Here is a 10537-nt window from a genome sequence, read left to right as displayed (position 1 = left end):
GGCCTTCTTACTTGGTCTGAGTGACATTACCGTGCCATGGGAAACGCTCTTGCTCTCGGTCATTCTTTACGTCGTGATCCCGTTGGTTGCAGGTGTGATAACCCGTATTCGGCTTGATCGACCTGATGATCAGGCGGCGGGGAAAAACAATAATCATGAACGGCTAAACCGTTTCCTGACTGTCGTAAAACCGTGGTCTGTGACCGGGCTTTTGGCCACAGTGGTATTGCTATTCGGCTTTCAGGCGCAAACGATTCTCGACAAGCCACTGGCAATCGTATTGATCGCCATTCCACTTTTGATTCAAACCTACGTGATTTTCGCAATCGCTTACGGTGGCGCGAAAGCACTCAAACTGCCGCATAACATTGCAGCACCAGCCTGCTTAATCGGCACCTCTAACTTTTTTGAATTGGCCGTAGCCGTAGCGATTTCCTTGTTTGGCCTAAATTCGGGCGCAGCGCTTGCGACCGTGGTTGGTGTATTGGTTGAGGTGCCTGTGATGTTGTCTTTAGTCGCTTTGGTAAACCGAACACAACACTGGTTCGACAAATAGCGCGAGCTACAACCATTCGTTGAGCGTGTATCGTTGAGTTGCGGATTGCGGATTGCGGATTGCGAGCTAAGGTAAGCGTTTCAAAAGGCGGCGCTCGCTCACTAGTCGCGCGCTGAAATGCCCTCTCCGTGGATATGTCCAAGCCATTTGCCCATTAAGGCATACAACTTTTGAGCATCGACCGGTTTTGCAATGTAGTCGTCCATACCTGCATTAAGACACATTTCTTTGTCTCCTTTCATTGCGTTTGCTGTCATCGCAATGATCGGTACGTTCGCCTTTTTCGGCGCAGCCAATTGCCGGATCGATCTGCTCGCTTCATAGCCATCCATTACCGGCATTTGGCAATCCATAAACACCAGATCAAAGTCTTGCTCTTGAAGTGCATCAACGGCCTGCCTTCCATCTTCCGCCATCACTACATTAACTGAAACGTTGGTCAGCATTAACTCAGCAACCATGCGGTTGATCTCGTTATCGTCCACCAGCAAGATGGTTCGCCCATCAAAATTGTATGTTGGCTCGTCCTCAGACTTAAACTCTTCACCAACAGAGCTGGAATGCGCGTCTGCGAGCGCATCCAAAAACTCCGAGGGTTTAATGGGGCTGCACACCTCTTTGACAAATACTGCTCGATCAAACTCACCAAAATCTTCAGAATATAAAGGCGTCAGGTAAAGCTTTGGCAAGGCTTTCGTCAGCTTGCCCAATGCTTCGCTTAACACCTGTTGGTAATCGTCCATATCAGCAATAATGCAGCTTACATCCGCATATAAACCTCTGTCTCCAACTAACTGCTGCAAGGCAAGCATAAAGTCCGACACATCCTCAAACACAACACTTTCAAGCCCCCAACTTTCTAGATGATTACGCATGGCCCGACGACGGACCTCATTGTTATCAAAAATCATCGGCTTAATATGTCGCAAAGGGCCTGAACGCACCTCGCTCTCGGGAACATCAGCTTCGATTAAAGGTAAGAAAAAACTAAAGCTGCTGCCCTTGCCTTGCGTAGACGTCACTGCAATATCGCCGCCCATCAGCTGTGCGAGTCGCTTACATATGGTGAGACCAAGTCCTGTGCCGCCGAACTTGCGTGTTGTAGATGTATCTTCTTGCGAAAACGCCTCAAAGATATATGCCAATTTGTCTTCTGAAATTCCAATGCCACTGTCTTTTATCGAAATCTTAAAATAAGCATCACCCATACGCTCCATCACTTCAGCACGAACCTCAACAACGCCACCATTGGTAAACTTATTCGCGTTCGATAGCAGATTCAGCATAACTTGCCGTATTCTGCTGGGGTCACTGTTTACGTATTCAGGTAGGCGAGAACTGTATTGAATAACCAACTGGTTCTCGGATTTATTTGCGAGCATGGTGACTTGATCCACGGTACTCTCGATCAACGCCAATAAGCTGAAATCCATACGCTCAATTTCAATCTTTCCTGCCTCTATTTTCGAGAAATCGAGTATGTCGTTAATAATCTGCGTCAAGCTGCCGGTGCTTGTCAGAATCGTTTCAATTTGTGAACGCTGATCGCTATTTAAGCCCGAGCGCTGGAGAATCTGCGCCATACCATTGATACCGTTCAAAGGGGTACGAATCTCATGACTCATGTTGGCCAGAAACTCACTCTTCGCTTTGGTTGCATCTTCAGCACGCAATTTTTGCCGTTCCAGATCGACCATTTGCTCCTGAAGTTGGCGCGTCGCTTGTTTTACTTTTTCGTCGAGATTCCGATTCACTTCCGCGAGTTCTTCTTTGGATTTGGTCGCCGATATAGACACGCGAAAGCCCCACGTCATCAAGCCAATGACGAGGATAGCTAACGCGACCGAGGCAAACTGCCCCATTGTGTTTATTTGATCGAAATGGGCTTGCTCGATACTCAACAGGCGAGAACTAAAACGGCCATTAAGATGCTCTAGAAGCTTTTTCTCTTCGCCCCGCCTTTTCTGAATCGAGCGATCATACAACGCCAAATGACGAGCAAAGCGGCCTATCTCTTCGGGTAATTCCCCTATGGTTTCCTCAATGAGTCTGACGGCATGCCAAGTCATCTGCCAGCCTTCTAACTTCGGCTCGATCAAATATCCTTGCACATACTGACGTTCTTCGATCGAGAGTCGTTTAGCCCCAGGCAAAGAAAACAAGCTAGGCAACTCAGCAGCTAAATAGCGGGTTGAGTTATATTTAATGGCACTATTCGTTTTTAAATCTTCAACAATCCATCGCAGTTCCTCTGTGTAAGACATCAACATATCTAACACCATAGGCTCGTACTCCGCCGAGTGCTGCACGAGCCGCGTCGCATCGTGTACTACACGCTCGAAAAGCATATTCAATTTGTCGAAGTTTCGCCTGCTTGCCTGGTTGATCGACTGCATCTCTTGAATGAGCTGAAACTCAGCTGTGTTCAATGACGCCGCATTTATTCGCATATTCTCCATGTTCTTCGCGTCTATCTGGGCGGTCACAATGATCGCGATACAACCAAACACGAGCAAAAGAAGAAAAATGATCAGGCGACGCAGCGATTGAAGTCTCATTACTTCACTCCGCTAATGGCCGCAGCGTTTAAACGATTTGGCACAGGCGATCCGTCCAGGGTTTTTAAGAAAGCAACAATATCCATGGCTTGCTCTTCCTCTAACGAAAACCCTAACTGGTAATAAGCCATTTTTATCACTGCGTCCTCCAAGGTATCGACGCTGCCATCATGAAAGTACGGTGCCGTTTGCGCCACATTGCGTAACGACGGCACCCGAAATTTATAGCGATCTTGATCGCGCTTTGTGACGTTAAACAACCCTAGGTCTGACTCTTTAACATCACCCCGATCGGCGAAATAATTTCCCATCAACCCAAGATACTGATACATGTTGCCGCCAAGGTTCACGCCTTGGTGACAACCGGCGCAGCCCAATGAGAGAAACAGATTTAAGCCTTTGCGTTCTTGCTCATTTAACAAGGAAACGTCACCTGCAAGAAACGCGTCAAACCGGCTTGGGGTGAGCAAGCTGTTTTCAAAGGCAACAATGGCCGCCTTGATATTGCTTGGCGAGATGCCCTCTTCAAACAAGCTAAGAAAGCGCTCTTGATAGTGCTTATCGGCTTTCAGGCGCTCTACTATTTGCGGCCAAGAGCTATCCATTTCATTTGTATCATGAATCGGACCATCTATTTGATCTGCTAGGCTTGCCGCTCTACCATCCCAAAACTGGACAAAGTTCAAGCCTGCATTCATGACCGTGGGCGCATTCACTGTGCCTAGCCGACCTTGCGTACCGATAGAAATAGCTAGTTGATCATCGCCTCCCGTCGTCAATTGATGACAAGAAGCGCAACTAACGTCCATGCTGCCGCTTAGACGGGCATCGTGAAAGAGCCGCTCTCCTAGCGAGATTAGTTCTGCGGATTTTTGGACTGAACTCGATGGCGTGAGTATTCGAAACTCTGCGTAATCTTCGGTCGCCGCACTCTCATGCTGCGCAAGCAATTTAACCGAATCTGTCGACAACGCATGGCTAACCTGTCCGTCATGTGCATCGCTACAGGCACCAAGCTGCATACTGAGCGCCAGCAAAATCAAGCGAAGCGTATTTAACGACCGCTTCAAACTAACCAACCTCAACAACCTGCTTAAACCGAACTCTGACATTTCGATGTACACCACCAGACCCATAACAAAACGTGCTCGAAGTATAGTCAAGGAAGTGCCTTACGCTATGCCGATATAAAAAACAAACTAGCGAATGAACAGGCCATAAAACCTTATTTTTAAAGGGGTAATTCGCCAAATTAAGATCGTCTCAACGAACGCTGTGATTGCTCGCTTACGTAACAATCGCAACAGTTTGTGTTTTCTTGTACAAGACCACGCCAGATGGCGCACCCTTGCTATATTAAAAAGAGAGTATCAAAAATAAATAAGAAAACGACAACTACCGTGCGAAGTACTAATGATCACCGACGGTGCCGCGCTTTCGTGCTTGTATGCAGTTTATTGTCCATGATGGCAATGGCATTTCCAGCACAGAGCATCACCGTCATCACGAATGCAGCGGTAGACAGAAACGAGTTGCAGCTCAAGGAATTAAGAGCAATCTATACAATGAAAAAGCGTCTATGGTCGGACGGTCAACCTATTCAAGTCTACGTGCTAACGCCAGAACAAGACTCCCATCGTGAGTTTTGTAAGCAAGTGCTGGGTGTCTTTCCCAGACAACTGCAATCTATCTGGCACCGCCTAGTCTACTCCGGAACCGGAGAAGCCCCCATCGAACTAAATAGCGAGCAGGAAATGCTGGAGGTGATTTCCTCCACGAAAGGCGCCATTGGCTACATCCAGAAAGAAACAGATCATGAACAGATTAATACCCTTACTATTCGCCGCTAGTGCCACGCTGACTGCGTCGGCGCAGTCCAGCGAGTGGTTTGAGCAAAACCGGTTTGAGGCCTTTTTGAGCCAAAGCCTGGTGCACTCAAGTGACTACAATTTTCTGAGCCAATCTGACGACGACCTATCGTTTGATCTGTGGGAAGCCGGAGCGTTGTACTCAACAAAGGTCTACAAAGATCTTGGGTTCTCTGGGCAGCTTTTGGGCCGAAAAGTCAGTGAAGCGAGTGGCGACGATATTCGCGTTGACTATGCATTTTTTAGTCTGCCTTTATACAGACAAGACGAAGTTCAAGTGATCGGTAGGCTTGGCCGTATTCGCTCTTCCTTTGGTTTCTATAACGAAACACGCGACATCCCGCACACGCGAACAGGCATTTTTATGCCGCAATCCATCTATTATGATCAAACTCGCAATTCTTTTTATTCTGCCGATGGCATTGAATTTTTTGCCTCTAAAGGCTTCGATGAAAAACAACTTAGCTTTCAAATATTCGTGAGCAAACCGGTTGTCGACGAAGACGAAATCAAAGAGGCATCAGCGCTCAATCCGTCTAACCTTGAAGGAGACAAGAGTTTTCTCGCCAAGCTAGCCTATGGCTCTGAATTTGAAGGTTGGCGTGCAGCGCTTACCTATTATCGTCCGGAATACACGATTGATGTTAATCCAGTGCTGGCTGTCTCGCCTAGCGATTTAGGTCTTCCCGCAGGTCCCGCCATCAACATACAAGCGTATGGAGATGATTCGTCTTTTTACTCTGAAACAGTGCTGAGCTCTCTGGAATACAATCAGCTAGATTGGTCGGTCACAGCCGAGTATTCGCGCCATAAGTTCAAATCCAAAGTGAATTTTGATCTAAACAAAACGGTCGCAAATTCACCGTTATTGCAAACCCTGAGTAACAGCCAACTTGCACAAGCGCAGCAATATGCGAACCAAAACATCAAGTACCTTGGCCATGAAGAATCGTTTTATATACAAGGCTTGTATCGCTGGACCGATACCACAGACACCTACATCCGTTACGATTACAACCGCCTGCGCGATGTGAGCTTTGCGGACCCAAATGGGCATTTTGTCGACATAAATATGGGTGCGAGTTGGCGGCCAGATAATAACTGGCTTGTTCGTGGAGAGTTTCATTACATCGATGGCTGGTCACGCTTGTTTAACCGTGACAACCAAAGCCAGCGAACAAACCGATATTGGAATCTGGCAGCTCTGCAAGTCGCCTATCGCTGGTAATAACAGGACTCTTTAGTGAAGCTGGATTATCGACCCAACATGAGCATTAAGTGGCAGGCCTTTGGCCTGACGAGCTTAGTGTTGGGCGTGCTATTTGTGGCATTACTATGGGCTTTCACCGATGCATACAAAAGCCAGTTCCATTCTGCAATAGACACCATCGCTGAACGAAATCAAAAGCAATTTAACGCACTGCTCGAAGTCGAAGGCGAAAAGGCCGCGCAACTTGCGCTCTCTTCAGCAAGAAGCGAGAAATTAGGGCAGTTGCTCTCAGCGCAATCGGAAACGGCGCTCGCGGCATTGATTAGCGATATCAGTTGGAATCTTCAAGTCGAATATGGCATTGAGAGCGTCTCCGTATACGATAAAGAAGCGAGAGAACGCTCTCTTGGAAGAACGCGTTCTTCGCTTCAGTTTGTTCAGAACATCCTGAAAAACGAACAGTCCAATTGGCAACTCGATTGCGGGTCACACTGTGTGATTAAAGCGGGAGCGCCAATACTCTTTAATGGCGAAGTTGTTGGTGCGGTGACACTCTCTGAACCACTTTCCAATCACCTATTGCGTTTTTATCAAATCACCGGCATTAACACAGCGCTATTTTCCAAACAGTACCAACTCTACCGTTTTTCCGAACATCTTCAGGAGTGGAACCACAATCTAGTGGCAATCACAAACCCAGATCAGACGCGCCCTATTATCGACATCGCGCTCACCAAGTTCAGTTTCGACCACTTAATCAAGCACAATCACTTTGTAGAGTACTCGGGTAAAACCTATCTTTTGCGTAGTTTTGCGTTAGAGAGCGATCACGTGCTGACTGTTCGTGATGTGAGTGAGGGAAAGGCTATATCCGAGCGCGCAGTATCCGACATGCGCCTTTTGCTGCTTGTTTGTCTGGTTATTACCGAGCTTCTCTTGTTACTTGTGCTTTGGCGACCAATGACCCGCTTACGTCAAACCACTAACATACTGCCTTCATTGGCGAGTAAAAACTACGCACAAGCAAAAGCAGACTTCGCCAAACTCAGCGCGAGCCGCTTTATAAATGACGAGGCCGAGTTACTGCGCATGACAGCCTCCTCGCTATGCAGCGAACTTGAAAGCATGCATGAGCAGCTCGAATCACGCGCAAATGAACTAGAAACTCGAAGTCGAGAACTCATGCTAGAGCGGGACTTTGTTAATCAACTTTTCGATACCATGCATGCGGTAATTATCATTCAGGATCGCGAAGGCTATATTCGACAAACCAATCACTACACGGAGTCTCTCACGGGTTATGACCAAAACGAGCTTCAAGGTTTGCACTTCGCCAAGCTCCTAGATTCATCAATTTGTCTGGATTCGGTAATCCGCGAAGTGAAGAACATTGCGCTTAGAGATGATGGCGAATATCAGCATGAAGCCGCCGTCATCACAGAAGAAGGAAGACTGCGCTTTTTAGCATGGCGCCATGTACCACTAATTAACCAAAAGACCGGCTCACGGCAAATTCTGTCTATCGCGCTCGATATTTCCGGGCGGGTCGAAGCAGAAAGCGAGCTCGCTTGGCTCGCAAGGCACGACTCGCTAAGTGGCTTACATAATCGCCACGCCTTTGAAGAGCGTCTTGCAGAGTGTTTTGCCGAAAGCACTTCAAACACGCTGCGAGCAAATAGCACCGAGCTGACACATTTTGGCGTGATGTTTATTGATCTAGATGAATTCAAAACCATTAACGACACCCATGGGCACAACAAGGGTGACGAAATGATTAAAGCGGTCGCCAAAGTGCTTAAAGAGCAGAGTAGAGATAGCGATTTTGTCGCCCGCATGGGTGGAGATGAGTTCGCGATTATTGTGCGCAACTTCCATCGCTATGATCTTGACCGAATTACCAAGCGCATAGTCTCCAAACTGACAAGTATTGTTCTTGAACCGGATATCCATTGCACAGCCAGTATTGGCATCGCAGTGCATACACCATTTACACCCTCGCCCGAAGTATTGATCGGCAACGCAGACGGCGCGATGTATCAGGCAAAGGAAGCGGGCAAGAACCGCTATGTAATTTTTGAAGCCGCACAGCGCACAATCGACAGCCGATAGATCAAAAAACGTTCAATACATCTCATTTCCCGCACTCCACACTACCCCGCACTTTCGATTAACCGCATGATGCTTAGCGACTTTAATTTCATTGAAGTCAGCGATGAAGACCTATAAAAATAAAATCACGGAGAAATAAAATGAAAATAAAGATAATAGCCGCGCTATTGGCAGTGGCCTCGCTCGCGCCACATGCACAGGCAAAAGGTGGCGATGACAAAATTAAAGTTCTATCTCGAAACATCTACTTGGGCGCCGATATTTTCCCGGTTCTTGCGGCGGCGCAAAACCCTGACCCATTGGCCGTCCCACTTGCCGTTACTGAGGTATTTCAGACAGCGCAAGCAACCAACTTTCCTGAGCGTGCAGCGGCACTCGCAGATGAAATTGCGCGCCATTCACCCGACGTCATCGGCTTGCAGGAAGTCTCTATCTGGAGCACGCAGATCCCAGGAGACTTCCTTGCGGGAAATCCGACTGCTGCAAACGATACGGTCTATGATTTCTTAGCAATACTTCAAGCCAACCTTCAGGCTCGCGGTATGGACTACGAGGTCGCAGCGAGCGTAGATAATGCGGATATCGAGCTACCCTTCGTTGCAGGCGTGACAGCACAAGGACCGATTCTTGGTGATGTCCGTTTACAAGATCGTGATGTGACCTTAGTGCGCAGCGGCATTCAATACAGTAATGAATTTAGCGGTAACTTCACATACAACGGCGTTGTCGATATTAATGGAGTTCAGGCATCATTTACTCGCGGCTACAACATGATCGACGTCAATGTTAAAGGCGCAGAATACCGCTTTGTGAATACGCACTTGGAAGTGGGTGGATCAGAGCCATTTAAATCCTTGCAGGCGGTACAAATGAATGAACTGCTTACGCTCGTTGGTGCGACTAGTAATCCAAACATACCAGTGATCATGGTGGGCGACTTTAACAGTGACCCGCGCGAAGAAGCGTTTATCGGTCAATCAGGCATTCCTGGGCTCGATGGTTTGCAACTAGCGCCTCCTTATCTGCAAGCATTGCTTGGCGGATATGGAGATACTTGGACGATGCAGAAAAAAATCAAAGGCACGGGTTACACCTGCTGCTTTGACGATGCAGTATCCGACGAAACCGCCGAGCTATCATCACGCATTGACCACGTTTTCATAAAAGAAAATGGTCGATCTGTTGAGCGCAGCAAGAGCAAAGTATTGGGTAACTCTGCGGCGGACATGACCGATGCAAGCGATCTCTATCCTTCTGATCACGCAGGCGTCTACGCCAAAATTCGTTTTATCGATTAGTCGGTATGCAAGGGGCGCGACCTAAATCGGTCGCGCCATAACAGACAAGCCTCCCGTTTTATGTTCGCCTGGACGATCATCAATAGTGCAGCACAGGATGACAAAAAACTTGGGGCTTGTGCATGCTCTCCGCTTTGGATCAAACTACGAACGTACATTCGTGCTTTCAAAAATTTTGTCGGCATTCCCCTCAATAAACGCAGAGAATTCATCGCCATCCGCGTTTTTGTAGCGCTTCGCGAATTCGTAAAACACGCTCGGTATTTTGTAGTCTCCCTCCTGAAACGCGACGGTAACGACATCCGCCATCGTTGAGGATTGCTCAAGATATAGCTCTGGTGTGCCTTTCACCTTGCCGCCAGCTTCGTTCAATGCATAGCCCTGCGCTTCGAGAAAATCATTAAGCTCTTGAATCTCGGTAAACTGCGCGAGGCTATTAATTTTGACTGTAAAGTGATTCGGCACAAAACCAAAAACATAAAACCACGCAGCGTATTCCGACTCATCAAGCAAGCTTTGGTATATCTTGTAACTTGGTTTTCCCCAGTGCCGTCCGCTTGCAGCAAGAAGCGTGTTACCGCTCGGTTGATCTAAGCGCTCGTCAAGATTGTGCTTTAAATATTGAATGGAGTACTGATCTGAAAGCCGATCAATCAAGTTCACCTGCATCGTACGCTGTAACTTGTCCGAACAAGCATCAAGCAGCAACTCACTGATGAAGACCTTTGGCGCTTGCGAATCCGTGCAATGCTCCAGATGAATGGCGTCGAGCTTTTTCGCTTCAAAGTGATAGTGCCCACGCACCTCATACCCAACTTCCAGAAAGTCATGAGCCAAACGCTCCATACCAAAACGAGCATGCTTTAATGTGCGCAACGCGATATGGTCATTGATCAAACCTGGAGAAGCTTGACGTAGACAAGCACGAATCTCCAAAA

At 47.7% G+C, this 10537-nt stretch carries 8 protein-coding genes; 5 read left to right on the top strand and 3 right to left on the bottom strand.

All coding sequences use genetic code 11. The features are described 5' to 3' along the window. Positions 1-556: arsenic resistance protein (locus tag A3751_RS07085; protein ID WP_369821230.1), on the top strand; the 556-nt coding region annotated here is incomplete at its 5' end. Positions 557-657: 101 nt separating this feature from the next. Here the strand turns inward: A3751_RS07085 and A3751_RS07080 are convergent. Both A3751_RS07080 and A3751_RS07075 read right to left on the bottom strand, forming a co-directional pair. Beyond that, on the bottom strand, positions 658-3114 hold the full coding sequence (locus tag A3751_RS07080; protein WP_068453777.1) for an ATP-binding protein: 2457 nt from the start codon (positions 3112-3114) through the stop codon (positions 658-660). Next, complete coding sequence (locus A3751_RS07075) at positions 3114-4277, bottom strand: cytochrome-c peroxidase (RefSeq protein ID WP_156492304.1); 1164 nt, start codon at positions 4275-4277, stop codon at positions 3114-3116. The genes A3751_RS07080 and A3751_RS07075 overlap by 1 nt, the downstream gene beginning before the upstream one ends. A gap of 276 nt (positions 4278-4553) precedes the next feature. On the opposite strand from A3751_RS07075, the gene A3751_RS07070 reads away from it, so the two are divergent. From A3751_RS07070 to A3751_RS07055, 4 genes are all read left to right on the top strand, one after another. Further along, entirely contained in the window at positions 4554-4964 is a 411-nt protein-coding gene (locus A3751_RS07070; RefSeq protein ID WP_156492303.1) for a hypothetical protein, read from the top strand. Beyond that, positions 4930-6210: a hypothetical protein gene (locus A3751_RS07065; protein WP_068453774.1), complete on the top strand. Its 1281-nt coding sequence runs from the start codon at positions 4930-4932 to the stop codon at positions 6208-6210. The genes A3751_RS07070 and A3751_RS07065 overlap by 35 nt, the downstream gene beginning before the upstream one ends. A 15-nt stretch (positions 6211-6225) precedes the next feature. Further along, positions 6226-8301, top strand: a complete 2076-nt coding sequence (locus A3751_RS07060) for a diguanylate cyclase domain-containing protein (RefSeq protein WP_197466217.1) — start codon at positions 6226-6228, stop codon at positions 8299-8301. 140 nt (positions 8302-8441) lie between these two features. Then, positions 8442-9599 carry an endonuclease/exonuclease/phosphatase family protein gene (locus tag A3751_RS07055; protein WP_068453772.1) on the top strand — a complete coding sequence of 386 codons (1158 nt, stop codon included), beginning with the start codon at positions 8442-8444 and terminating at the stop codon, positions 9597-9599. Positions 9600-9743: 144 nt separating this feature from the next. On the opposite strand, the gene A3751_RS07050 is transcribed toward A3751_RS07055, so the two are convergent. Further along, on the bottom strand, positions 9744-10537 hold a 794-nt coding region (locus A3751_RS07050; RefSeq protein WP_068453770.1), incomplete at its 5' end, for a DUF1338 domain-containing protein.

The organism is Oleiphilus sp. HI0080, from assembly GCF_001635135.1.
This window is presented reverse-complemented; position numbering and strand designations above follow the sequence as displayed.

Coding starts and splice junctions, on each gene's coding strand:
- A3751_RS07080 (WP_068453777.1), bottom strand. CDS start 3,114: ATGAGACTTCAATCGCTGCGTCGCCTGATCATTTTTCTTCTTTTGCTC.
- A3751_RS07065 (WP_068453774.1), top strand. CDS start 4,930: ATGAACAGATTAATACCCTTACTATTCGCCGCTAGTGCCACGCTGACT.
- A3751_RS07055 (WP_068453772.1), top strand. CDS start 8,442: ATGAAAATAAAGATAATAGCCGCGCTATTGGCAGTGGCCTCGCTCGCG.